Annotated in this window: 26 protein-coding genes; 17 read left to right on the forward strand and 9 right to left on the reverse strand. The window is 74.5% G+C overall.

The genetic code is table 11. The features are described 5' to 3' along the window. Nucleotides 1–148: 148 nt before the first annotated feature. The 5 genes from KBX37_RS01735 (at nucleotide 149) to pheA (ending at nucleotide 3,606) form a co-directional block, all read left to right on the forward strand. Nucleotides 149–886 (forward strand): hypothetical protein, encoded by a 738-nt coding sequence (locus KBX37_RS01735; protein WP_088959739.1) that lies wholly within the window; start codon nucleotides 149–151, stop codon nucleotides 884–886. A 183-nt stretch (nucleotides 887–1,069) separates the two neighbouring features. After that, nucleotides 1,070–1,528: a PAS domain-containing protein gene (locus KBX37_RS01740; protein WP_210773881.1), complete on the forward strand. Its 459-nt coding sequence runs from the start codon at nucleotides 1,070–1,072 to the stop codon at nucleotides 1,526–1,528. A gap of 76 nt (nucleotides 1,529–1,604) precedes the next feature. Continuing rightward, complete coding sequence (locus tag KBX37_RS01745; protein WP_210773883.1) at nucleotides 1,605–1,994, forward strand: ACT domain-containing protein; 390 nt, start codon at nucleotides 1,605–1,607, stop codon at nucleotides 1,992–1,994. A gap of 99 nt (nucleotides 1,995–2,093) precedes the next feature. Beyond that, nucleotides 2,094–2,639 (forward strand): hypothetical protein, encoded by a 546-nt coding sequence (locus KBX37_RS01750; protein ID WP_307848914.1) that lies wholly within the window; start codon nucleotides 2,094–2,096, stop codon nucleotides 2,637–2,639. A 10-nt stretch (nucleotides 2,640–2,649) separates the two neighbouring features. Then, complete coding sequence (pheA, locus tag KBX37_RS01755) at nucleotides 2,650–3,606, forward strand: prephenate dehydratase (RefSeq protein WP_210773885.1); 957 nt, start codon at nucleotides 2,650–2,652, stop codon at nucleotides 3,604–3,606. 38 nt (nucleotides 3,607–3,644) lie between these two features. On the opposite strand, the gene KBX37_RS01760 is transcribed toward pheA, so the two are convergent. The 3 genes from KBX37_RS01760 to KBX37_RS01770 form a co-directional block, all read right to left on the reverse strand. After that, nucleotides 3,645–4,370, reverse strand: a complete 726-nt coding sequence (locus KBX37_RS01760; protein ID WP_210773886.1) for an AIM24 family protein — start codon at nucleotides 4,368–4,370, stop codon at nucleotides 3,645–3,647. A 93-nt stretch (nucleotides 4,371–4,463) separates the two neighbouring features. Then, nucleotides 4,464–4,823: a metallopeptidase family protein gene (locus tag KBX37_RS01765; protein ID WP_210773887.1), complete on the reverse strand. Its 360-nt coding sequence runs from the start codon at nucleotides 4,821–4,823 to the stop codon at nucleotides 4,464–4,466. 99 nt (nucleotides 4,824–4,922) lie between these two features. Beyond that, the gene (locus KBX37_RS01770; RefSeq protein ID WP_210773888.1) at nucleotides 4,923–5,354 is read right to left on the reverse strand and encodes an OsmC family protein; all 432 of its coding nucleotides are present in this window, start codon (nucleotides 5,352–5,354) and stop codon (nucleotides 4,923–4,925) included. A gap of 133 nt (nucleotides 5,355–5,487) precedes the next feature. On the opposite strand from KBX37_RS01770, the gene KBX37_RS01775 reads away from it, so the two are divergent. The 3 genes from KBX37_RS01775 to KBX37_RS01785 all read left to right on the forward strand — a co-directional run bounded on the left by KBX37_RS01775 (nucleotide 5,488) and on the right by KBX37_RS01785 (nucleotide 8,036). After that, nucleotides 5,488–6,198, forward strand: coding sequence for a hypothetical protein (locus tag KBX37_RS01775; RefSeq protein WP_210773889.1), 711 nt, complete (start codon nucleotides 5,488–5,490; stop codon nucleotides 6,196–6,198). Nucleotides 6,199–6,402: 204 nt separating this feature from the next. Further along, nucleotides 6,403–7,224: an HAD family hydrolase gene (locus tag KBX37_RS01780; RefSeq protein WP_210773890.1), complete on the forward strand. Its 822-nt coding sequence runs from the start codon at nucleotides 6,403–6,405 to the stop codon at nucleotides 7,222–7,224. After that, entirely contained in the window at nucleotides 7,224–8,036 is an 813-nt protein-coding gene (locus KBX37_RS01785; RefSeq protein ID WP_210773893.1) for an HAD family hydrolase, read from the forward strand. The genes KBX37_RS01780 and KBX37_RS01785 overlap by 1 nt, the downstream gene beginning before the upstream one ends. A gap of 13 nt (nucleotides 8,037–8,049) precedes the next feature. Here KBX37_RS01785 and KBX37_RS01790 read toward each other — a convergent pair whose 3' ends face one another. Beyond that, on the reverse strand, nucleotides 8,050–8,652 hold the full coding sequence (locus tag KBX37_RS01790; protein WP_210773895.1) for a bacterial proteasome activator family protein: 603 nt from the start codon (nucleotides 8,650–8,652) through the stop codon (nucleotides 8,050–8,052). An 80-nt stretch (nucleotides 8,653–8,732) separates the two neighbouring features. On the opposite strand from KBX37_RS01790, the gene KBX37_RS01795 reads away from it, so the two are divergent. Together KBX37_RS01795 and KBX37_RS01800 are read left to right on the forward strand one after the other, a co-directional pair. Then, entirely contained in the window at nucleotides 8,733–9,530 is a 798-nt protein-coding gene (locus KBX37_RS01795; RefSeq protein ID WP_210773896.1) for a S9 family peptidase, read from the forward strand. A 76-nt stretch (nucleotides 9,531–9,606) separates the two neighbouring features. Continuing rightward, complete coding sequence (locus KBX37_RS01800) at nucleotides 9,607–10,833, forward strand: ABC transporter substrate-binding protein (protein WP_210773898.1); 1,227 nt, start codon at nucleotides 9,607–9,609, stop codon at nucleotides 10,831–10,833. A 74-nt stretch (nucleotides 10,834–10,907) separates the two neighbouring features. Here KBX37_RS01800 and ddaH read toward each other — a convergent pair whose 3' ends face one another. Next, a complete protein-coding gene (ddaH, locus tag KBX37_RS01805) occupies nucleotides 10,908–11,741 on the reverse strand; it encodes a dimethylargininase (RefSeq protein WP_348529428.1) in 834 nt (277 codons plus the stop codon). 59 nt (nucleotides 11,742–11,800) lie between these two features. Between ddaH and KBX37_RS01810 the strand changes: the two genes are divergently transcribed. Together KBX37_RS01810 and KBX37_RS01815 are read left to right on the forward strand one after the other, a co-directional pair. Next, nucleotides 11,801–12,259: an Lrp/AsnC family transcriptional regulator gene (locus KBX37_RS01810; RefSeq protein WP_210773900.1), complete on the forward strand. Its 459-nt coding sequence runs from the start codon at nucleotides 11,801–11,803 to the stop codon at nucleotides 12,257–12,259. Between the two features lie 66 nt (nucleotides 12,260–12,325). Continuing rightward, on the forward strand, nucleotides 12,326–13,282 hold the full coding sequence (locus KBX37_RS01815; protein WP_210773902.1) for a zinc-binding dehydrogenase: 957 nt from the start codon (nucleotides 12,326–12,328) through the stop codon (nucleotides 13,280–13,282). Between the two features lie 21 nt (nucleotides 13,283–13,303). Here KBX37_RS01815 and KBX37_RS01820 read toward each other — a convergent pair whose 3' ends face one another. From KBX37_RS01820 to KBX37_RS01830, 3 genes are all read right to left on the reverse strand, one after another. Continuing rightward, complete coding sequence (locus KBX37_RS01820; RefSeq protein WP_210773904.1) at nucleotides 13,304–14,416, reverse strand: hypothetical protein; 1,113 nt, start codon at nucleotides 14,414–14,416, stop codon at nucleotides 13,304–13,306. 90 nt (nucleotides 14,417–14,506) lie between these two features. Continuing rightward, nucleotides 14,507–14,761, reverse strand: coding sequence for a DUF6457 domain-containing protein (locus KBX37_RS01825; protein ID WP_210773906.1), 255 nt, complete (start codon nucleotides 14,759–14,761; stop codon nucleotides 14,507–14,509). Beyond that, nucleotides 14,758–15,588 (reverse strand): NTP transferase domain-containing protein, encoded by an 831-nt coding sequence (locus KBX37_RS01830; RefSeq protein ID WP_307848915.1) that lies wholly within the window; start codon nucleotides 15,586–15,588, stop codon nucleotides 14,758–14,760. Before KBX37_RS01830 ends, KBX37_RS01825 begins: the two co-directional genes overlap by 4 nt. Before the next feature lie 87 nt (nucleotides 15,589–15,675). Here KBX37_RS01830 and fdhD point away from each other — a divergent pair, with 87 nt between their 5' ends. Further along, nucleotides 15,676–16,533 (forward strand): formate dehydrogenase accessory sulfurtransferase FdhD, encoded by an 858-nt coding sequence (gene fdhD / locus KBX37_RS01835; protein WP_210773908.1) that lies wholly within the window; start codon nucleotides 15,676–15,678, stop codon nucleotides 16,531–16,533. A gap of 32 nt (nucleotides 16,534–16,565) precedes the next feature. On the opposite strand, the gene KBX37_RS01840 is transcribed toward fdhD, so the two are convergent. After that, the gene (locus tag KBX37_RS01840; RefSeq protein ID WP_210773910.1) at nucleotides 16,566–17,624 is read right to left on the reverse strand and encodes a DUF4192 domain-containing protein; all 1,059 of its coding nucleotides are present in this window, start codon (nucleotides 17,622–17,624) and stop codon (nucleotides 16,566–16,568) included. Nucleotides 17,625–17,774: 150 nt separating this feature from the next. On the opposite strand from KBX37_RS01840, the gene KBX37_RS01845 reads away from it, so the two are divergent. Genes KBX37_RS01845 through KBX37_RS01860 form a run of 4 tightly spaced genes read left to right on the forward strand, consistent with a single transcriptional unit; the run spans nucleotide 17,775 to nucleotide 21,208 of the window. Continuing rightward, nucleotides 17,775–18,689 carry a fructosamine kinase family protein gene (locus tag KBX37_RS01845; RefSeq protein WP_210773912.1) on the forward strand — a complete coding sequence of 305 codons (915 nt, stop codon included), beginning with the start codon at nucleotides 17,775–17,777 and terminating at the stop codon, nucleotides 18,687–18,689. Further along, complete coding sequence (gene moaA / locus KBX37_RS01850; protein WP_210773915.1) at nucleotides 18,686–19,699, forward strand: GTP 3',8-cyclase MoaA; 1,014 nt, start codon at nucleotides 18,686–18,688, stop codon at nucleotides 19,697–19,699. The genes KBX37_RS01845 and moaA overlap by 4 nt, the downstream gene beginning before the upstream one ends. A 3-nt stretch (nucleotides 19,700–19,702) precedes the next feature. Continuing rightward, the gene (locus KBX37_RS01855; RefSeq protein WP_210773917.1) at nucleotides 19,703–19,948 is read left to right on the forward strand and encodes a MoaD/ThiS family protein; all 246 of its coding nucleotides are present in this window, start codon (nucleotides 19,703–19,705) and stop codon (nucleotides 19,946–19,948) included. 12 nt (nucleotides 19,949–19,960) lie between these two features. Further along, nucleotides 19,961–21,208, forward strand: a complete 1,248-nt coding sequence (locus tag KBX37_RS01860; RefSeq protein WP_210773919.1) for a metallophosphoesterase — start codon at nucleotides 19,961–19,963, stop codon at nucleotides 21,206–21,208. Nucleotides 21,209–21,250 lie beyond the last annotated feature (42 nt).

Below are 21,250 nucleotides of genomic sequence, written 5' to 3' on the forward strand. Positions count from 1 at the left end.
GCAGGCGCGAAGGGTGTTCGGGAGAGAAGTGTGGATGAATATGGCATTCATCCGCACTCATTCCGGCGCTCCAACTTGCCGTACCCGGGGGATGGCAACGTAGGGTAGTGAGGACATAACTTCGAGGGACCTTTTGCCGGAGGTCGCGATGACTGTCTTTCCCGCTCGTCGAGCCGTACCCACCCGGGCACTGCCGCCCGTGGCGGTGCCGCACCCCCGGGCCGAGGCGCCGTCGGCGCTGGAGCCGGCCCGCCCGACCCCGTTGGAGTGGGCCCGCCGCCGTCGGGCGGAGCGCGGCGCGCGCCGGCTGGAGGCCGCCGGGGCGCGCGCGCTCGGTCAGCTCGACCACCTGGGCCCCGCCTGGCACGTCATCGAGTGGCCGCGCACGGACGTCGCCGACGTGCTGCTCGACCGCGGCCAGGACGACCGGGCCGGTTTCCTCGCCATCGGCCCGAGCGGGCTCTTCGCGGTGAGCATCGCCGACCACGGGCGCGCCCGGGTGCTGGTCGCCGGGGACGTCGTCCAGATCAACGGCAAGCGGCCGCCGTACGTGGCCGAGGCCCGGCGCGACGCCAAGCGGGCGAGCAAGGCCCTCTCCGACGCGGTCGGGCTGCCGATCCCGGTGACGCCGGTGCTGACCTTCGTCGGCTCCGGCGTCATCAGCGTCTACGGCCTGCCCAAGGACTGCCTCATGGCGACCCACCGGGAGCTGGACCGGCTCCTCGTCGCCGGGGGCAACCGGATCAGCCCGGCCACCGCCGAGAAGCTGTCCCGGGTCGCGCAGCAGCCGCAGACGTGGCTCAACGGCACGTACCGTCCCGCCGCCGACTACCGGTGGTACGACGAGGGCCGAACGGCCGCTGACAAGCCGGCCGCCCGCCGGTAACGTCACCGACGACGCCACGCGACCCGGTGTTCACCGAGGTCACCCAAGGTCCGCGCCGTCGCCGGCCGCCCGGTCGTTCCGGGCATCCGATCGTCACCGGCGGCCGGTGACAGCAGCGCGGTACAGCGACCGCCGCGGCGACCGGCTAGCGTGGACAGACCGTCGGTGTACATAGGAGGCTCGGTGGCCCACGTCGAACTCTCGCTCTCCGAAGTGTTCGCGCCGGCGTCGCGGACACCGACAGAGCCGGGGTCCGACAACGTCGGGCAGTGGTCGGCCATGGTCTCCCACGCCGAGGAGCCCTGCCTGCTGATCGACGCGGACACCCGGGTGGTGGCGATCTCGTCCGCCGGCTGCGACCTGCTGTGCCTGGGCGCGCCGGAGGACGTGGTGGGCCTGCCGCTGCTGGAGGGCGGCCTGCGGCTGCTCGACTTCACCGCCGCTCGGGGCGAGCTGACCGAGCAGGAGACCGACAAGATCCCGCCGCTGCTCGCCCTGCACTCCGGCCGGCTGGCCCGGGGCCTGCTCCGGGTCCAGCCCGCCGGCGAGGACGTGCCCGACGCCACCGTCGACGCCATCTCCACCCCGGTGCTCACCGACGGCTCGGTCGCCGGCTCACTCACCTTCTTCTCCGAGATCTGACCTTCGTCCGAGGTGTGGCGGGCGCCGCACGCCGCGATGCTGGGGCGGGCCGGCACCGACGCCGTAGGGTGCCCTCATGCTCGATGTCGCCCTGCTCCCGGGGGAGTACGCCGTGTGCCGGCTGGCCGCCGGCACCTCCCTGCCCCCCGCCCTGTGGGCCGACCCGGGCGTCGCGGACGTGGTCACGGTGAGCTGGACGGCCGACGGGATCTCGGTCATCTGCCCCGCCAGCCGGGCGCCCGCGCAGGCCGACGTGGAGACCGACTGGCGGTGCCTGCGCGTGGTCGGGCCGGTCGGCCTCGCGCTCACCGGCACCCTCGCCGCCCTGGTCGACCCGCTCGCCGAGGCCCGGGTCAGCGTGGTCGCGTTCTCCACCTACGACACCGACCACGTGCTGGTCCCGGCGGTACGCCTCGGCGAGGCGACCGGTGCGTTGGAACGGGCCGGGCACCGGGTGCTGCGCTGACCTTCACCGCGCCGCCGGATCCTCCTACGATGGGCTCGGCCACCCCCGGCCGTCACGACCCGATGCCACCCGAGGCTCGATCCCCCCGAGGACCGGTCCGTGCCGCCTGACGCACCGCACCGCACCCCACCCCGCCGGCTGGTCGTCGCCGGTGTACTGCTCGCCGTCGTGCCGCTCGCCGCCTGCGGCGCCCCGTCGGAACCCGCCCCCGCGCCGGCCACCAGCTCCCGGCCGGCGCTCGTCACCCCCGCGGCGCCGACCGCCGCCCCGCCGGTGACCCCGCCGCTGGGCATCGCGCCGACGTTTCCGCCGACGCCCAGCCCCACGCCCGGCCTGGTCGCCGTCGCCTGCGCCGGCCGGCCCTCCGCCGACCGGGTGGTGGGGCTGCTGCGCGGCCGGGTGCTCCCCCGGGGCGTGTCGGTGCGGGCCAGCCAGGGGCCGCTCTGCGCGGCCGACTGGCAGTACACCGTACTGGCCGTGACCGGGCACGAGGAACTCCAGGTGGTCACCCGTACCGAGTCCACCGCGCTGCGCCTGGTCACCGCCGGGACCGACGTCTGCTCGATCGAGGTGCGGACCGTCGCGCCGCCCGGCATCCGGACGTTGGCCTGCGACGCCGGCACGGGGGCGGTACCCGGTGCGTAGGCTGGGCGACATGCCCGGTACACCACCGACCCGCTACGTCTACCTCGGACCCGAGGGCACCTTCGCCGAGCAGGCGCTGCGCACCGTGCCCGCCGCCGAGCACGGCAGCCGTACGCCGGCACGCAGCGTCGGCGAGGCGCTGGAGAGCGTCCGGGCGGGGGACGCCGACGCGGCCCTGGTGCCGCTGGAGAACTCCATCGGCGGGGCGGTCGGGGTGACCCTGGACGAACTGGCCGAGGGGGACCCGGTGGTGATCACCCGGGAGGTGATCCTGCCGGTCGAGTTCGTGCTCGGCGCCCGCCCCGGCACCATGCTCGGCGCGATCCGCAGCGTGGCCGCCCATCCGCAGGCCTCCACCCAGTGCCGGAACTGGCTGCGGGACCACCTGCCCGACGCTGTGGTGGTCGACGTGCTCTCCAACGGCGCGGCGGCGGCCGGCGCGGCCGCCGGTGACTACGACGCGGCGATCTGCGCCCCGATCGGGGCCAGCCGGCACCGGCTGGCCGTGCTCGCCGACAAGATCGCCGATCACCCCGACGCGGTGACCCGGTTCGCGCTGGTGTCCCGCCCCGGCCCGCCGCCGCCCCCCACCGGGGACGACGTCACCTCGCTCGCCGTGTACATCGCCCACGACCGGGTGGGCGCCCTGCTGTCGGTGCTGATGGAGCTGGCCGTACGCGGGGTCAACCTGACCCGGATCGAGTCCCGCCCGACGGGTGAGGCGCTGGGCCGGTACGTCTTCTTCCTCGACTGCACCGGGCACGTGGCCGACGTACGGATGGGCGAGGCGTTGCAGGGGCTGCGCCGAGTCTGCGCCGACGTGCGCTTCCTCGGGTCGTACCCCCGGCACCGCTGGGTCGACGGGGCGGCCGAGCGGCCGGTCCCGGCGCCCGCCGGGCTCTCCGACGCCGACTACGCCGACGCGGCGGCCTGGCTGGCCCGGCTGCGGGCCGGCGAGCTGAGCTGACCCGGCGGGGCACCCGACCGGGCACCCCGCCGGCCCGGTCAGCTGAGCAGGCCGCCGAGCAGGCCACCCTGCTGCTGCTGCTGGGTGCCGCTGCCCATGACCGGCGGCTCCTCGGAGGGCTGCACCACCACGAAGCCCTGACCGGCGAAGCTCATCGTGAACGCCTCGCCGGTGCTGCGGCCGAGCAGCGTGCCCAGGCCGAGCTGCTCGGCGCGGTGGTAGCCGGTCTGGAGGTTGGCCGACCAGCAAACGGCGGCCTGCGGGTCGACGTAGGTGGGAGCGTCGACGTTGAGCACCACCGGGGTGCCCTTGGTGGTGATAGCGATCCGGCCGTGGCCGCTGAAGACGCAGTTGAACAGGCCGGACGACGAGGCCATGCCCGCGCCGCCGACCATCTTGATGTCGTACGACAGGGTCGAGTCGAAGGCCAGCACGCTGGAGCCGTTGATGGAGAGGGCGTCGCCCGGCTCCAGGTCGATGATGTGCACGTCCTTGGCCAGCTCGGCGAGGAAGACGTCGCCCTGGCCGCTGAGCTTCATCAGCGGCACACCCTCACCGGTCAGCCGCTGCTTGATGAACTTGCCGATGCCACCGGAGCCGAGCGCCTGGAACTGCACCTGCCCCTGGTAGGCGACCATCGAGCCGACCCGGGCCATGGCCTCGCCGTTCAGCTCGATCTTCAGCATCTTGGAGTTCTGCAGCCGCATGCCGGGCTGGGCGGACTCCTTCTCGAGGTTCTCCGCGGAGAACAGCGCGCTGCGCATCGGTTTCCTCCTGGTTCGGGGTGTGTCTCACCGGAGGGTAGGTGACCAGCGCAACCGGTCGCATCGGCCGGGCGGGGCCGCCGAGCAGGACCGTCAGCCCCAGCCCAGGGCGTGCAAGCGGTCGTCGTCGATGCCGAAGTGGTGGGCGATCTCGTGGACCACGGTCACCGCCACCTCGTCGACCACGTCGTCCTCGCTGTCGCAGATGCGCAGGATCGGGCGGCGGTAGATGAGGATCCGGTCCGGCAGCACACCGGAGTAGTCCCATCCCCGGCTGGTGAGCGCGTGCCCCTCGTAGAGGCCGAGCAGGTCCTCGCCGGGCGGCGGGTCGTCCTCGACCAGGATCACCACGTTGCTCATCAGCCCGAGCAGTTCCTCGGGCACCTCGTCGAGGGCTTCCCCGACCAGCTCCTCGAAGCGTTCCCGGCTCATCTCGACCGCCACGCCGTCCATTGTCCCCGACGCCGGGCGAACCGCCCGGTCAAGATCCGCGCAGAGCGACGGAAAGGGTGCCGGTCCGGCACCCTTTCCGTCGCGTACGACCGGTCGGGGTCAGGAGGCCAGGCGGGCGGAGAGGCTGATCTGCGCGCCCGGGGAGAGCAGCCGCGAGATCGGGCAGTTCTCCTTGGCCGCCTCGGCCAGCTTGGTGAACTGCGCCTCGTCCATGCCCGGCACCCGGCCGACGGTCTCCAGGTCGATCCGGGTCACGGACATGCCCGCGTCGGTCTTGTCGAAGTGGACCTTGGCAGTGGTGTCCACCGACGGGTCGGTGGCGCCCGCGTCGGCGAGCTGCTTGGCGAGCGCCATCGAGAAGCAGCCGGCGTGCGCGGCGCCGATGAGCTCCTCGGGGTTCGTCCCCTCGCCCTCCTCGAAACGCGACTTGAAGGAGTAGTTCCCCTCGAGTCCGCCCTTGCCGGTGCGGACGGTCCCGGAACCCTCGGTGAGGTTGCCCTGCCAATGTGCGGATGCGGTACGGATAGGCATGCACCCGACGCTAACCGAAACCGCCCCGTCGGGCGACCGCCCCGGCGTACCCACCGCCGCCACGTCGTGCCCCGACCGGCGCCGCCGGGCGTGTCATGATGCGGTTCAGGCCCGCGACGGCGGAAGGTGGCCGATGTCTGAGGATCTCCCCGTCCCGCGACAGGAGGACCGCTCCGACGGCACGGCCGTCGTCGAGTGGGGCTCGCCGTCCCCCGCCCCGGCCGGACGGTGGGGACGCGCCCTCGGCGGGCTCGGCCGGGACCGCCGGCTGCCCTTGGTGCTGGCCGTCCTCGGCGCGGTCGCCGCGATGGCCTCCCTGGTCGGCGAGTGGCTGGTGATGACGCTGCCCAACGGGGGCCCGGAGGGCAACGTCACCGTCCGGGTGCCCGGCGGGGTGGCCGAGGTCGACGGCTTCGGGGTCGCGTACCTGGTGGGGCTGCTGCTGCTCGCCGCCGTGACGGCGCTGGCCCTGCGCGGCGGCCCGGCCGTCCGGCGGGAGGCGCGGCTGGCCGGGCTGGCCGTGGCCGGCGGGCTGCTGGCGCTGCTGACGGCGACCGCCTTCTCGCTGGACAACTCCGGACAGCGGGCCCTGTTCTACTCGTCCGAGGACGGCTTCCGGGTGGATTACGGGCGGGGCCTGGTGATGGCCTTCGTGGCGACCGCGCTGGCCGGGGCCGCGCTCCAGCTCGCCGGCCGGCAGCCGGCCGAGCGGTCGGAGGGGGACACCGACCCGGCGGCGGAGCCGGTCGACTACCGCCGGCCCGGCCGCGCGGAGGACGACGGTCCGGCCGACCTCACCGTCACGCCGACCGTGCCCTTCGCCCGTCGGGAGTCGGCCGGCTGACCGGCCGTCCCGACCGGGCCGCGCCGGTGCCGGGGCGCCCGCCGGGACGGGGCCCGGACGTCACCGGGCGTTGGCGCCGGATTCGCCGGAACGCCGTGGTCGGGACCGGTACCGCGAGGTACGGTTGCTGCCCGCCGTCACTCCGGGTCGAGGCACCGATGACCGAAACGGCTGGCTGCGACGGCGGCGGGCGAAGGAGGAACCATGATCCGCCCGGGCCTGCCCAAGCTGATCGCCACCGATCTGGACGGGACGCTCGTCCGTAGCGACGAGACCGTCTCCGCGTACACCCACCAGGTGCTCGACCGGGTGCGGGCCGCCGGCATCCCGGTGGTCGGCGCGACCGGTCGCGGCCCCCGGCTCAAGGAACTCACCCAAAACGACATCCGCGCCGCCGACTTCCTGGTGATGGCCGGCGGCGGCTGCGTGGTGGACCAGAGCGACCCGGCCGGCCCGGTGGTGCTGCGCGACGAGCGGCTGCCCGGTGCGGTGCTGGCCGGACTGCTGGCCGACCTGGAGGCCGAGGTCGGGCCGCTGACCGTGATGGTCGAGGCGTCCGCCGAGCAGGACGCGCCGCTCTGGGGCGACTACCACCCGAGCTGGCCGTACCAGGACCGGTTCGAGGCGCGCAGCCGCGCCGAGTGCCTCTCCTGCGACGTGATCAAGGCGTTCGTCCGGACCGCCGACCACCACGTGGACGAGCTGCTGGCCACCGCCCGCCGGATCGTCCCGCCGCAGGTGGCCACGCTCACCCAGGCCGGGCTGGGCTTCGTCGAGATCTGCCCGCCCGGGGTGGACAAGGCCACCGGGCTGAGCGTGGTGGCCGAACGGCTCGGCGTCGACCCGGCGGAGGTGCTGGTCTTCGGGGACATGCCCAACGACCTGCCGATGTTCGCCTGGGCCGGCTGGGGCCGGGTGGCCGTCTCCAACGCGCACCCCGCGGTTCGCGCCGCCGCGGACGAGATCACCCTGCGCAACGACGACGACGGGGTCGCGATCTACCTGGACCGGCTACTCTCCCGGTGATGGGAGAGACACCCCGACTGGTCGCGACCGACATCGACGGCACGCTGCTCGGCGACGACCGGACGCTCAGCGCGCGTACCGCGACGGTGCTGGAGCGGATCTGTGCGCAGGGCACGCCGGTCGTGCTGGTCACCGGCCGCCCGATCCGCTGGCTCCAGCTCGTGTACGACCAGCTCGCCGCCCCGCTGCCGGCGATCTGCGCCAACGGCGCGGTGGTGTACGACCCGGTCGCCGACGAGGTGCTGCGGGCCGACCCGCTCGCCCCGGAACTCCTCGCCGAGGTGGCCCGCCGGCTGCGCGCCGCGGTCCCCGAGGTGAGCTTCGCGGTGGAGATCGTCGACAGCCGGCAGATGCGGCACGAGGCGCACTACCCGCTGCGCTGGGACGCCGACCACGACGCCATCCGGGCCGTCGAGTCGCCCGAGGAGCTGCACTCCCTACCGGCGGTGAAGCTGCTGGCCCGGGCCGGGGAGCAGGACCCGGACGTCTTCGTCCGGGTGGTGGCGGGAGCGCTGCAGGGGCTGGCCGAGGCGACGCACTCGTCGTACAGCGGGCTGGTGGAGATCTCCGCCGCCGGGGTGACCAAGGCGGCCGGGCTGGCCTGGTACGCCGCCCGCCTCGGCATCCACGAACGCGACGTGCTCGCGTTCGGCGACATGCCCAACGACCTGCCGATGCTGACCTGGGCCGGTCGGGCGGTGGCGGTGGCCAACGCACACCCCGCCGTCCTGGAGATCGCCGACGAGGTGACCGGAGCGAACTCCGCCGACGGCGTGGCGGCGTACCTGGAGAAGGTCTTCGGGGTCGGCTGAGCGGACCTTCCGGTCAGAGGTACTGGCCGGTGGGGTGCCCCTCGCCACCCTGCGGCTGGCCGATGCCCGGCATGCCCGGCACCATCCCGCCGGGACCGCTCGGCAGCGCCTGCCGGCCGGAACGCATCTGCTCCAGCTGCACCCGGGCGGCCATCTGCTGGGCGACCAGCGCGGCCTGGATGCCGTGGAACAACCCCTCCAGCCAGCCGACGAGCTGGGCGTGGGCGATGCGCAGCTCGCCCTCGCTGGGTGCCTTGTCCTCGGTGAAGGGCAGCGAGATCCGCTCCAGCTCCTCGCGCAGCTCGGGGGCGAGACCCTCCTTGAGCTCGACGATCGACCGCTCGTGGATCTCCCGCATCCGGTGCCGGCTGGCGTCGTCCAGCGGGGCCGACTTGACCTCCTCCAGCAGCTGCTTGATCATGCTGCCGATCCGCATCACCTTGGCCGGCTGCTCGACCAGGCGGGTCGGGTCCTCGCCCGCCTGCTCGTCGGTCTGCACAGTGCCGACCGGGCGCCCGTCGGGCCCGATCACCACCACGGTGCCCGCGTGCCCGGTGTCCTCGGTGCCCGGCTCGTCGTTCTGTCCAGCGGAGTGCGCGTCGGTCATGGCACCCATCTTTACCCACGCCCGCGAGCCGCACGCGGTGGGACCGGTCACGCCCCCCGGCCGGTGGCGGTCGCGCTACCGTCGCCGACATGCCCGCCGACCCGCGCGCCGTGCTCACCCGGCCCGCTCCGCCCCCCGACCTCACCCTCGCCTACGGCGACCACCCCGATCAGATCGTCGACCTGCGCCGTCCCGCCGGGGACGGCCCGGCCCGACCGCTGGTCGCGGTGCTGCACGGTGGCTTCTGGCGCGCCGAGTACGACCGGACCCACACCGGCCCGCTGGCCACCGCGCTGGCGGCACTGGGCTGGCCGGTGGCGCAGCTCGAGTACCGGCGGACCGGGCAGCCGGGCGGCGGCTGGCCGGGCACCCTCACCGACGTGCTGGCCGGGGTGGCGGCGCTGCCCGCGCTGGCCGCCCGCGCCCTGCCCGGCCGGGTGGCCGCCGGGCCACCGCTGCTGCTCGGGCACTCGGCCGGCGGGCACCTCGCGCTCTACGTGGCGGCGCACGCCCCGGCCACCGTACGGGGGGTGCTGGCGCTGGCCCCGGTCGCCGACCTCGCCGAGGCGTACCGGCTGGACCTGGACGGCGGGGCGGTGGCCGCGCTGCTCGGCGGCGGCCCGGCGGAACGCCCGGACCGGTACGCGGCGGCCGATCCGCGGGAGTTGGTGCCGCTTCGGACACGCATCGTGATCGTGCACGGGGTCCAGGACCTGCAGGTGCCGGTCACGATCAGCCGGGGTTACGCGGCTACGGCCAAGGCGGCCGGGGGCGATGTGAGCCTCGTTGAAGTGCCAGAATGCGAGCACTTCGGGCTCATCGACCCGGAGTCGGCCGCCTGGCCGCGCGTCAGAGCTGCGTTGCAGTCGCTGCACAAAGATCAATAGCCATTGACGCAGCGTCGCCAACCAGGTAGAACGCCGAGGGGGCGGTGACGCCCCGCAACGCTCCGGAAGGATTTTGGTGTCGCAGATGAACCGCAGGCGCGCCCTGCAGCTGCTGGCCGCGCTCGGTACCACCGGGCTGGTCGCCGGCTGCGGCACGGACGACGAGGGTGAACCCACCGCGACCGGCTCGCCGATCAAAATTGGTCTCGTCGCCCCTGAGAGTGGCTCGGGCAGGACCATCGGCGAGGACGTCGTCAACGGCTTCGAGCTCTACCTGGCCACCCACGGCCAGCGCCTCGGCGGGCACCCGGTGACCCTGCTGAAGGCCGACGAGGGCGACAACGCCAAGACCGGTCAGGAGGCCGTGAACGGCCTGCTCAAGCAGGGCGTGCTCGCCCTCACCGGGGTGGTCAACCCGACGGTGATGTCCGGCATCCGGGACATCGTGGAGAAGGCCCGGGTGCCGCTGATCGGGTCGAACGCCTCGCCGGTCAGCCTGCAGAGCGTGGTCTACATCTGGCGCACCTCGTACGTGCTGGACGAGCCGGGCCGGGCGCTCGGGGCGTACCTGAAGCAGCGGCTGCCGGCCGGCAGCCGGGTGGTGATCATCGCCCCGGAGGGCGGCGCCAGCCTCGACGTCGTGCACGGCTTCCGCCAGGGCTTCGGCGTCGACGACCCGCGGATCGCCGGCGACCCGGTCTGGACGAACCCCACCGCCGACCCGGACGAGAGCGAGTACGTCTCCGACATCCGGCAGGCGCTCAACCGCAGGCCCACCGCGATCTTCTGCCACTTCTCCGGCACCGCGGCCATCCAGTTCATCAAGCAGCTGCGCCGGCACCGCCCGGCCTACACCGGGCCGATCTACGCGCCCGGGTTCCTCACCGAGGGCAGCGTGCTCAACGAGGCACGCGGGGTGCTGGTGGACGACAAGACCGAACGGCTGCTGCCCGGCCCGATCCAGACCGTGTCGAACTACTCGGCCGACCTGAACAACAACGCCAACCGGATCTTCGCCTCCGCGTACCGCAAGACGTTCAACGTCTCGCCCAGCACCTACGCGATGGCCTCGTACGACGCCGCCCAGGTGCTCGACGGGGCGATTCGGATCGCCGGGGCGAACCCGACCCCGCAGCAGGTCAACCTGGCCCTCGGCAGGGTGGGCCAGATCGACAGCCCGCGCGGGGTGTGGCAGTTCAACCAGCCCCGCACGCCGCAGCAGCGGTGGTACCTGCGCACCGTGCAGTTCGACGGCCGGCTGCTGTCCAACGTCATGCTCAACGAGATCGCCACGCTCGGCTGAGCGCCGGGCCCCGTACGCGCCGAGGGCCGGTCTCCCCGCGGGGAGGCCGGCCCTCGGCGTACGCCGTGCTGGCGTCAGTGACGCAGCTCGGCGATGCAGCACTTCACGCTGCCGCCGCCCTTCTTCAGCTCGGCCAGCTCGACCGGCACCGGGTGGTAGCCGGCCGCCTTGAGCTTGCCGGCCAGCCGGGTCGCCTCGCTGTTGAGCACGACGTTGAGCCCGTCGCTGACCAGGTTCAGGCCGAAGGTCATCGCGTCCTCGTCGTCCGCGATCACCGCGTCGGGGAAGAGCTGGGTGAGCACCTTCTGGCTGGCCGCCGAGAAGGCGCCCGGGAAGTAGACGATGTTCTCGTCGTCGATCGAGGCGAGCGCCACGTCGAGGTGGTAGAAGCGCGGGTCGATCAGGCGCAGCGACACCACCGGCCGGCCGAGCGCCTCCTGCGCCTCGGCGTGCGCCGGCAGCTCGGTGCGGAAGCCGTGGCCGGCGAGGACCAGCCCGCCGTGCGCCTCCGGCAGGTACGCGAAGTCGCCCTCGCCCTCGTTGGTCTCGCTCGGCGCGATGAACCGCCAGCCCTGCGACTCGTAGAACGCCCGGTGCGCGGCGGCCTCGGCGGTGCGCTGCTCGTGCTTGAACTGGGCGCCGTAGACCGTCCCGTCCACCACGAAGGCACCGTTGGCGGCATAGACCATGTCCGGCAGCCCGGCCTCGGGGGTGAGCAGGTGCACGTCGTGGCCGAGGCCGACCAGCGTCTCCCGCAGGCGGTCCCACTGCTTGACCGCCAGCTCCGCGTCGACCGCGGTGGTGACGTCCATCCACGGGTTGATGGCGTACTCGACGGCGAAATGCTCGGGCGAGCACATGAGATATGTCCGCTTTCGCGGCACTCGCTGCTGGTTCACGGTGACCAAGAGTAGGTAGCGTAGAACTTTGGTAACAGCCAGAACTCTTGCTTTCTGAGGGCGGAACGTTGCAGATAGACGCGGTTGACCAGCGAATCATTGCGTTGCTCGTGGCGGACGCTCGCGCGTCGTACGCCGACATCGGCAGCCGGGTGTCACTCTCCGCTCCGGCGGTGAAGAGACGCGTCGACCGGCTCCGCTCCGCCGGGGTGATCCGGGGCTTCACCGCGGTGGTCGACCCGGCCGCCGTCGGCTGGACCACGGAGGCCTTCGTCGAGCTCTTCTGCGCCGGCCGGACCACCCCCGCGCAGATCGGGGTGGCCGCCCGGCGGCACCCGGAGGTGGTCGGGGCGTACACCGTCTCGGGCGAGGCGGACGCCCTGGTGCACCTGCGGGCCGCCGACATCGCCCACCTGGAGGAGGCGCTGGAGCGGCTGCGGGCGGAGTCGTTCGTGACCTCCACCCGCAGCACCATCGTGCTCTCCCGCCTGGTCGAATCCCCCGGCGTCGGGCCGTCCGCCGGCTGACCCGCGCTTGACCTCAACCCCACTTCATGTCGTCGACTGGGCCGGACGGCGGCGTGAGGGGGGATCGTGCGGGCGGTGTGGCTGCGGGAGTTCGGCGGGCCGGAGGTGCTGGTGCCGGGAACGGCGCCCGATCCGACGCCCGGGCCGGGGCAGGTGCTGATCGAGGTGGCCCACGTCAACCTCACCTTCGTCGAGACGATGTTCCGGGCCACCGGGTTCGGGCCGTTCCGCGGCCCGTTGCCGGTGATCCCCGGCAACGGGGTCGGCGGCGTGATCGGCGCGGTGGGCCCGGACGTGGACCCCGGGCTCATCGGCCGGCGGGTGGTCAGCGGCACCGGCGGTTCCGGCGGGTACGCCGAACGGGTCGTGGTGGACCGGGCCGCGCCGGTCGAGGTACCCGACGCGTTGGCGCTGGACGACGCGGTGGCGCTGCTCGCCGACGGCCGTACCGCGCTGCTGCTGACCGACGCCGCCTCGCTCAAGCCGGGCGACCGGGTACTGGTCGAGGCTGCCGCCGGTGGGGTGGGCGGCCTGCTGGTCCAGCTCGCCACGCGCGCGGGAGCACGGGTGGTGGGCCTGGCCGGCGGCCCCCGCAAGACGGAACTGGTCCGGGCAGCGGGCGCCGACGTCGTGATCGACTACCGGGAGCCCGACTGGGCCGACCGGGTGCGCGCCGCGACCGGCGGGGTGGACGTCGTCTTCGACGGCGTCGGCGGCGACGTGGGCCGCGCGGCGTTCGACCTGCTCGACCCCGGCGGCCGGATGCTCAGCTTCGGGCTCGCCTCCGGTAGCTGGACCGACGTGCCGACGGAGACCGCCACGGCGCGCGGGGTGACCCTGCTGCGACCGACCGCCGGCCCGGACGAGCTGCGCGCGCTCACCGTGCGGGCGTTGGCCGAGGGCGCGGCCGGGCGGCTGCGCCCGCTGATCGGGCAGCGGTTTCCGTTGGAGCGGGCCGCCGAGGCGCACGCCGCGATGCAGTCCCGGGCCACCGTCGGCAAGACCCTGCTCGACGCCGGGTGACCCGCTCCCACATCACCACTGTCAGAGGTACATGCCCGTCCGGTGCTCGGAGTCCGCCGGCCGGCTCGGCTTGTCGCCCTCGCCGAAGAACCGCTTGCCGCCGAACTCGCCGTGCAGCCGGTCGTCCAGCTCGTCGGCCAGCCCGGTCATCACCTGCACCGCGAGCATCAGATGGGTGGCCTGGAAGTTGCGGCCGAAGACCGGGATGGAGGCCCAGACGGTGTCGTCGGCGCAGTAGAGCCGGCCGATCGGCATCCGGTTGGTCAGCTCGGAGAGCTTCACGTAGAGGCGCTCGGTCGGCTCGACCTCGGTGAGCACCGGCGAGAAGACATCGACCAGCGGCGGGTTGTCGCGTACCCGGACGAACACCATCGCCGAGCCGGCCCGGATGTTGATGTCGCCGTCCGAGTCCACCTGGAGCTGGTCGGACTTCGACTTGAGCATGGTCGACACGACGGTGCGGACCCGCTCCTCCAGCGCGAGCACGTCCTCGCCCTCTTCGCTCTTCTGCGCGCTCGCGGCGGCGGCCAGCGCCTCGTCGAGGTCCGCCTCGACGTCGCGGTCCGGGCCGAACTCGCTGCGCGCGGTGCCGAGCGGTTCGGCCGGCAGCGGCTCCCCCTCGGCGTCGTGCACGAGGTAGACGAGGAAGGCCGGGTGCGGGGCGCCGTAGACGTCGCGCAGGGTGCGGGAAAGCAGCGCGGCCACCTTGCTGGCGTCGGCGGTCGAGCCCTCCAGGCCGAACTGGTCCCGGGAGCCCTCGAGCACGCCCGGCGGCGACCAGCCCAGCGCGATCATGTCCGCGACGGCGGCCCGGTCCAGCCGGTAGCCCTGCGGCAGGGTGGCGTTGCCGACCGCCCGTGCGGAGACCCGCTCCCCGTCGCCCACGTCCACGCTGATCGAGTAGACGGCGTTGCCGGTGCCGGAGGCCGTCGGGTCGAGGGTCAGCTCGACGTGCGCCCCGGTGGGCAGCGCGCGCAGCCGCTCGGCCAGCGCGCGGGCGAACTCCCGCCACGCCTCGGTCACCTTGGCCCGCAGGTCGGCCGTGCTCGGCTCGTCCAGCAGGACCGAATCGTGGTGCTCCGGCGAGCTGCCGGGCTGATCACCGGCCGGCTTCGAGGGGTGGTCTGCCGTCATGATCGCCTCCGTCCGTCAAGGTCACCCTACCCAGGCCCACCCGGTGTCGAATCCACCGCGACCGGGATCGGACAACGCGGCGGGTGCGACTCAGTCGGGACGGTCGCCGCCCAGCTCCACCGGCCAGGTCGCGGCCAGGGCGCTCAGCCGCGCGGCGGCGCCCGCCGGGTCGGCGCCGCGCCCGACCGCCACCCCGAGCAGGTACGCGCTCACCGGAGCGCCCGGCCGCAGCACCTGGTGGGCGACGTCCCTGGCCAGGTCGAGCACCGCCGGCACCGGGACCTCGGCCGGGTCGAGCCCCAGCTCGGCGCAGGCCGCCGTCAGCCAGTCGTCCATCATCGTCATCGCGTCCACTCCTCCGCCCGGCGTACGTCGGAGTCAGTGTCGCAGTCGAACCACGGCGGCGGGCCGCTGCCGGACCACGGCAGGTCACGCACCCTCAGCTCGGCGAGCAACTCCCGCATCGAGGCGCCGTCGGGCGTACCGCCCCGACGCCCGACGAGGCGGGCCAGCGCGTCCCGCAACGCCGCCGTCCGCCACACACCGCACAGCGGCTGCCGCCGGCCCCGGTCGTCGAGGAAGCAGACCCCGTCCAGCCCGTCGTCCACGTGACCGCGCGGCGGCGCCCCGTCGGGCTCCGGGTGCAGCGCGCGCAGCAGCACGCCGACCGCCTCCGGGGTGCGCAGCGGCAGGTCGGCGGCGAGCAGGGCGACGGTGGTCGGGTCGGGGGGCAGCAGGGCGAGCCCGGCCGCGGTCGCCGCCACCGGGCCACCGCCCGGCGGTCGCTCGCGGGTCACCAGCACGTCGCCGGGGACCGCGCCGGCCGGCCCGACCAGGATCCGCGGGGCCGCGTCGGCGACGGCCGCCAGCACCCGCTCCCGCATCGGCATTCCACCGACCGGCAGCGCCGGCTTGTCCCGCCCGCCCATCCGGCGCGCCGCACCGCCCGCGAGCACCACCGCCGCATACGCCGTCACCCGGCCACCGTAGCCTCGCGCCGACCCGCCCGGCCGGCCGGCGTCGTCGTCCGGGTCGCCGAGCGGTTGGCGGCCGCCCACCGCCCGCGCGGGATCGGCGGGCCCGTCTGCCCGGACGGCGCCGCCGGCCACCGCCGGGTCCATCCCGGTGAGGGCGTCGTCATCGGGCAGGTCGTCAGCGCCCGTTGCGCGCACTTCCCCACCAGCGAAAGGGATCGGCGGGCTTGCACGCCGGCTGGCGTCGTGGTGCGGGTCGTCCGGCGGGCGGGGGAGGATGGCGGGATGGGACGGGCCACTGACCGGCGGAGCGTGCTCCGCATCGACCTCGACGCGGTGGCCGGCGGACGCGCCCCGGTACGCCGGCCGGACACCCTCTCGGTGGAGGAGCCGCTGGAGATCCGGGTCGGGCCGGCCGGTCCCGGTCGACGCCGGCCGCTCGCGGTCACCATGCGTACCCCCGGCGACGACATCGATCTGGCGATCGGCTTCCTGCTCACCGAGGGGCTGATCCGGTCGACCGAGGACGTGCTCACCGCCCAGCTCTGCGCCGGGGCGGAGACCCCGAACACCTACAACGTGGTGGACGTGGTGCTCGCCCCGGGCGTGCCGGAGCCCACCACCGACCCGTCGCGGAACTTCTACACCACCAGCTCGTGCGGCGTCTGCGGCAAGGCCAGCATCGAGGCGGTGCGGACCCGGTCGCCGTACCCGGTGGTGGACGATCCGCTCACCGTCCGGGCCGAGGTGCTCGCCGCGCTGCCCGACCGGTTGCGGGCGGCCCAGCGGGCCTTCGACAGCACCGGGGGCCTGCACGCGGCGGGGCTGTTCACCGCCGAGGGCGAGCCGGTGGTGCTGCGGGAGGACGTCGGCCGGCACAACGCGGTGGACAAGGTGGTCGGCTGGGCGGTGCGGGAACGTCGCCTCCCGCTGGCCGGGCACCTGCTGCTGGTCTCCGGTCGGGCCAGCTTCGAGCTGACCCAGAAGGCGTGGATGGCCGGCGTACCGCTGCTCGCGGCGGTCTCCGCGCCCAGCTCGCTCGCCGTCGACCTGGCGGCGGAGGCCGGGATGACGCTGGTCGGCTTCCTGCGCGGCCGGACGATGAACGTCTACGCCGGCGGGCACCGGATGCTGGTCGACTGAGCCGCCCGCCGGAAGAAGTTCCCGCACGACCCTCATCCGAGGCCCCGCCGCACGTGTCGTCGCCGGCGGGGACGCCGCCGGACCACGCCCGGCTCTCCGACGGCCGGCCAGCCGTCCAGCTCGGCCGGGGGTACGCCGCGGCGGAGCAGGTCGTCGAGGAGCTGGGCCAGGGAGTAGTCGGGGTGGACCGCCAGCGCCCGCTCCAGCGCGACCGCGGCCAGCGCGCCCTGGCCGGCTCGCCAGGCGGCGAAGGCCAGCAGGCTCGCCGGCGCGGCGATCAGCTCCTCCTCGGCACGGCGCAGCACGTCGCCCCAGAGGTCGATGTCCTCCTCCCGCCCGTCGGTGCGTTCCCAGGCGTGGTCGCGCACCGGGAGGTGGGTCAGAAGCAGGCTGAGCCAGGCCACCTCGTCGTCGGTGAGCCGCTCGCCCCGGCGGTGCGCCCGCCGGGCGTCCCGGACGGCGGCGACGCCGGCCGCCCGGATCGAGCGACCGCCGAGCAGGTCGGCGGCGGGCGCCTCGGTCAGCAGGGTGAGCAGCCGCCGCTCGGCCCGGACGCCGGCCTGCCGCATCGCCGCCCGGTCCGGCCCGTCGGCGGCGGCCACCTGGGCGGTGAGGGCGGCCCGGTCGGGCAGCGCCACCTGACCGGCGTAGACCGCGGCGGCGCTGACCTCGCTGCTGCCCGGGTCGTACGGGGTGCCGTCGGGCGGGCAGCAGGCCGCCTCCGCGCACAGGTACGACCAGTACCGGCCGTCGGTCACCCGCATCGCGTCGAGCACGGTCAGGCCGGCCGTGGTCAGTGCGGCGCGGACCGCGTCGACGGTCGGGGTGACCCGGTCGGCCGGGCCGTACCCGATGACGGTGGCGGCGTCGGCGTCCTGCCGGGCGAGGACGCCGCCGAGGTGGTCGGCGGGCAGCCGGGGGTCGGCGCCACGGTCGGGCAGGTCGGCACGGGCGGCGAAGACGACCCGCTGGGCGCGCATCGCCACCACGACGACGCTGTCGGCGGGGTGGAAGCCGAGCAGGTACGGCACGGCGGCGAGCAGGTCGGCGGGCGAGCGGACGGTGAGCCGGGGGCGGTCGGTCGCGGTCATGCCGGCAGCCTGCGACCCGGGGAGCGCGGCCGACAGGCCCTGTGGACGACACGCGGGTTGTCCACAGACACGGAGAGTGTTTCCGCAGGTCATTGATTTGCCAGGCTTCGGAATCCCCCGGTTGCGGCAGGGAGCGGCTACCTTGCGCTGATGGACCTGGCGTACCTGCGGACACATCCGGAGCACCTGCCGACGTTCCTGACCCACCAGCGGATCCGGGAGACGCCGGTCTCCGGCGGGGACGTCTGCGCCGCCTCCCGGCTCACCCTGGACGACGGTCACTCCGTCTTCGCCAAGAGCTGGCCGGAGCGGGCCGACCGACCGGTGCCGGAGGGCTTCTTCGCCAGCGAGGCGGCCGGGCTGCGTTGGCTGCGCGCGGCGGGCACGGTGGCCGTACCGGAGGTGGTGGTGGTCCTGCCGGAGCTGCTGGCGCTGAACTGGGTGGAGTCGGGCGAGCCGTCCCCGGAGGCGGCCGAACGGTTCGGCCGGGAGCTGGCCGGGATGCATCGGGCCGCGGCGTCCGCCTTCGGCGCCGACTGGCCCGGCTTCATCGGCCCGTTGCCACAGGACAACACCCCCGACGAGGGGCCCTGGCCGGACTGGTTCGCCCGGCGTCGGCTGCTGCCGTACCTGGCGCTGTCGGTGGCTGGCGGCGCGCTCGGCGGCGCGGACGCCGCGCTGGTGGAGCAGGTCGTCGCCCGGATCGGCGAGTTCGGCGGCGACGAGCCGCCGGCCCGGGTGCACGGCGACCTGTGGCCGGGGAACCTGCTCTGGGGCGCGGACGACCGGGCCTGGCTGGTCGACCCGGCCGCGCACGGCGGGCACCGGGAGACCGACCTGGCCCAACTGGCCCTCTTCGGCGGCGCGCCGCACCTCGACCGGATCGTCGGCGCCTACCGGGAGGAGTGGCCGCTGGCCGACGGCTGGCGGGAACGACTGCCGCTGCACCAGCTCCACCTGCTGCTGGTGCACACCGCCGCCTTCGGCGCGACGTACCGGGATGCGGTCACCCGGGCCGCCCGAGCAGCGCTGGGCGGGACCGGCCGCGCTACGGTCGACGGGTGACCGCCGCCCCGCCCGCCAAGGGCGTCCTCGTCGACCGGTACGGCCGCGTCGCCCGGGACCTGCGGGTCTCGCTGACCGACAAGTGCAACCTGCGCTGCACGTACTGCATGCCGGCGGAGGGTCTGCCCTGGCTGGCCGGGCCGCAGCTGCTCGGCGACGACGAGATCGTCCGGTTGGTCCGGGTCGCCGTGGAACGGCTCGGGGTGACCGAGGTCCGCTTCACCGGCGGCGAGCCGCTGATCCGGCCGGGGCTGGCCGGCATCGTCACCGAGGTGGCCGCGCTGACCCCCCGCCCCCGGATCTCCCTCACCACCAACGGCATCGGCCTGGACCGGCTCGCCCCCACGCTGCGCGCGGCCGGGCTGGACCGGGTGAACGTGTCGCTGGACACCCTGGACCGCGACCGGTTCAGCCGGCTGACCCGGCGGGACCGGCTGGCCGACGTGCTCGCCGGGCTGGCCGGCGCCGCCGCCGCCGGGCTCACCCCGGTCAAGGTCAATTCGGTGCTGATGCGGGGCGTCAACGACGACGAGGCCCCGGCGCTGCTGCGGTTCGCCCTCGACCACGGCTACGAGCTGCGGTTCATCGAGCAGATGCCGCTGGACGCCCAGCACGGCTGGGACCGGGCCACCATGGTCACCGCCGACGAGATCCTCGCCTCGCTGGCCGGCGCGTTCGCCCTGACGCCCGACCCGGCGGAGCGGGGCGCGGCCCCCGCCGAGACCTGGCTGGTCGGCGGCGGACCGGCCCGGGTCGGCGTGATCGCCAGCGTCACCCGGCCGTTCTGCGGCGACTGCGACCGGACCCGGCTCACCGCCGACGGCCAGATCCGGGCCTGCCTCTTCGCCACCGAGGAATCCGACCTGCGCGGCGCGCTGCGCGGCGGGGCGGACGACGCGGAGCTGGCCCGCCGCTGGCAGGCGGCGATGCGCGGCAAGCGCGCCGGGCACGGCATCGACGATCCCACGTTCCTGCAACCGGCCCGGCCGATGTCCGCGATCGGAGGCTGAGCCGTGGACCTCACCGTCCGCTACTTCGCCGGGGCCCGCGCCGCCGCCGGCCGCACCGAGGAGACCACATCCGCCGGCCGGTCGCTGGACGAACTGGTCGGTGAACTCGCCGAGCGCCACGGGCCAGGGCTGGCCGCCGTGCTGGAGGTGGCGAGTTTCCTGGTCGACGGGGTGCGCTGTCATGATCGTGGGACACCGTTGCCGGCCGGGGTCACGATCGACGTGCTGCCACCCTTCGCAGGCGGCTGAGAAAGGGCTGGCATGTTGGCGACTCTGGCGTTCCTGGCCACCCTGGCCCTGATCATCGGCCTGATCCACTTCTACCTGTGGAAGCGGCTGGTCAAGGACACCACCCGTCCCGGGCGGTGGCGGCGGATCGGGGCGGTCGCCGCGCTGCTGCTGGCGCTGCTCGTACCGGCGACGATGGCCGGCACCCGGGCGGTCGGGGCGTTCTGGCTGGCCTGGCCGGGCTACCTCTGGCTGGCGGTGATGTTCTACCTGCTGGTCCTGCTGCTGGTGCTGGAAGTGCCGATGGCGGTCGCCCGGCTGGTGCTGCGCCGCCGGTCGGCGGTCGCCGAGTCGACCGCCGCCGCGCCGGAGCCGGTGCTGGTCGGCGCGGCCGGCGCCGCCGGCCCGCCGGCCGTCGACGCGGTGGACCAGCCCGACCACGACGCCTCGCGCCGGCTGCTGCTGGCCCGGGGCGCGGCGATCTTCGCCGGGCTCACCGCAGCCGGCGTCACCGGCTACGGCGTCCGGGTGGCGACGGGCCCGCCCGAGCTGGACCGGGTCCGGATTCCGCTGGCGAAGCTGCCGCGCAGCATGGACGGGCTGCGGATCGCCACCGTCTCCGACATCCACCTCGGCCCGCTGCGCGGGCGGGAGCACACCGAACGGATCGTCGCCGCGATCAACCGCCTCGACGCCGACCTCGTCGCGATCGTGGGCGACCTGGTCGACGGCTCGGTCGCCGAGCTGGGCGAGGCCGCGGCGCCGCTGCGCGGCCTGCGGTCCCGCTACGGCAACTTCTTCGTCACCGGCAACCACGAGTACTACTCCGGGGTGGAGGAGTGGGTCCAGGAGGTGGACCGGCTCGGCCTGCGGGTGTTGCAGAACCAGCGGCAGGAGATCGGCGCCCGGGGCGGCGTGCTGGACCTGGCCGGCGTCAACGACGTGACCGCCGCCGGCATCGGCCTGGCCGCGCCCGCCGACTTCGCGGCCGCGCTCGGCGACCGCGACCCGAGTCGCCCGGTGGTGCTGCTCGCCCACCAGCCGGTCGCCGCGCACGAGGCGGCGAAGTTCGGCGTCGACCTGCAGCTCTCCGGGCACACCCACGGCGGCCAGATCGTGCCGTTCAACCTGGCCGTCAAGCTCCAGCAACCGGTCGTGTCCGGGCTCGGCGAGGTGGACGGCACGAAGGTGTACGTCACCAACGGCGCCGGATTCTGGGGCCCGCCGGTGCGGGTCGGCGCCCCGCCGCAGATCACCCTGGTGGAACTCCGCGCCTCATAGCGCGACCGGGCTGCGGAGTCCAGCACCGGATTGCTCAGGTCA

It is taken from the genome of Micromonospora sp. U56 (assembly GCF_018070095.1).
Taxonomy (GTDB): Bacteria; Actinomycetota; Actinomycetes; order Mycobacteriales; family Micromonosporaceae; genus Micromonospora; species Micromonospora purpureochromogenes.

Coding starts and splice junctions, on each gene's coding strand:
- KBX37_RS01735 (WP_088959739.1), top strand. CDS start 149: ATGACTGTCTTTCCCGCTCGTCGAGCCGTACCCACCCGGGCACTGCCG.
- KBX37_RS01745 (WP_210773883.1), top strand. CDS start 1,605: ATGCTCGATGTCGCCCTGCTCCCGGGGGAGTACGCCGTGTGCCGGCTG.
- pheA (WP_210773885.1), top strand. CDS start 2,650: ATGCCCGGTACACCACCGACCCGCTACGTCTACCTCGGACCCGAGGGC.
- KBX37_RS01760 (WP_210773886.1), bottom strand. CDS start 4,370: ATGCGCAGCGCGCTGTTCTCCGCGGAGAACCTCGAGAAGGAGTCCGCC.
- KBX37_RS01765 (WP_210773887.1), bottom strand. CDS start 4,823: ATGGACGGCGTGGCGGTCGAGATGAGCCGGGAACGCTTCGAGGAGCTG.
- KBX37_RS01770 (WP_210773888.1), bottom strand. CDS start 5,354: ATGCCTATCCGTACCGCATCCGCACATTGGCAGGGCAACCTCACCGAG.
- KBX37_RS01775 (WP_210773889.1), top strand. CDS start 5,488: ATGTCTGAGGATCTCCCCGTCCCGCGACAGGAGGACCGCTCCGACGGC.
- KBX37_RS01780 (WP_210773890.1), top strand. CDS start 6,403: ATGATCCGCCCGGGCCTGCCCAAGCTGATCGCCACCGATCTGGACGGG.
- KBX37_RS01785 (WP_210773893.1), top strand. CDS start 7,224: ATGGGAGAGACACCCCGACTGGTCGCGACCGACATCGACGGCACGCTG.
- KBX37_RS01790 (WP_210773895.1), bottom strand. CDS start 8,652: ATGGGTGCCATGACCGACGCGCACTCCGCTGGACAGAACGACGAGCCG.
- KBX37_RS01795 (WP_210773896.1), top strand. CDS start 8,733: ATGCCCGCCGACCCGCGCGCCGTGCTCACCCGGCCCGCTCCGCCCCCC.
- KBX37_RS01820 (WP_210773904.1), bottom strand. CDS start 14,416: ATGACGGCAGACCACCCCTCGAAGCCGGCCGGTGATCAGCCCGGCAGC.
- KBX37_RS01825 (WP_210773906.1), bottom strand. CDS start 14,761: ATGACGATGATGGACGACTGGCTGACGGCGGCCTGCGCCGAGCTGGGG.
- fdhD (WP_210773908.1), top strand. CDS start 15,676: ATGGGACGGGCCACTGACCGGCGGAGCGTGCTCCGCATCGACCTCGAC.
- KBX37_RS01840 (WP_210773910.1), bottom strand. CDS start 17,624: ATGACCGCGACCGACCGCCCCCGGCTCACCGTCCGCTCGCCCGCCGAC.
- KBX37_RS01845 (WP_210773912.1), top strand. CDS start 17,775: ATGGACCTGGCGTACCTGCGGACACATCCGGAGCACCTGCCGACGTTC.
- KBX37_RS01860 (WP_210773919.1), top strand. CDS start 19,961: ATGTTGGCGACTCTGGCGTTCCTGGCCACCCTGGCCCTGATCATCGGC.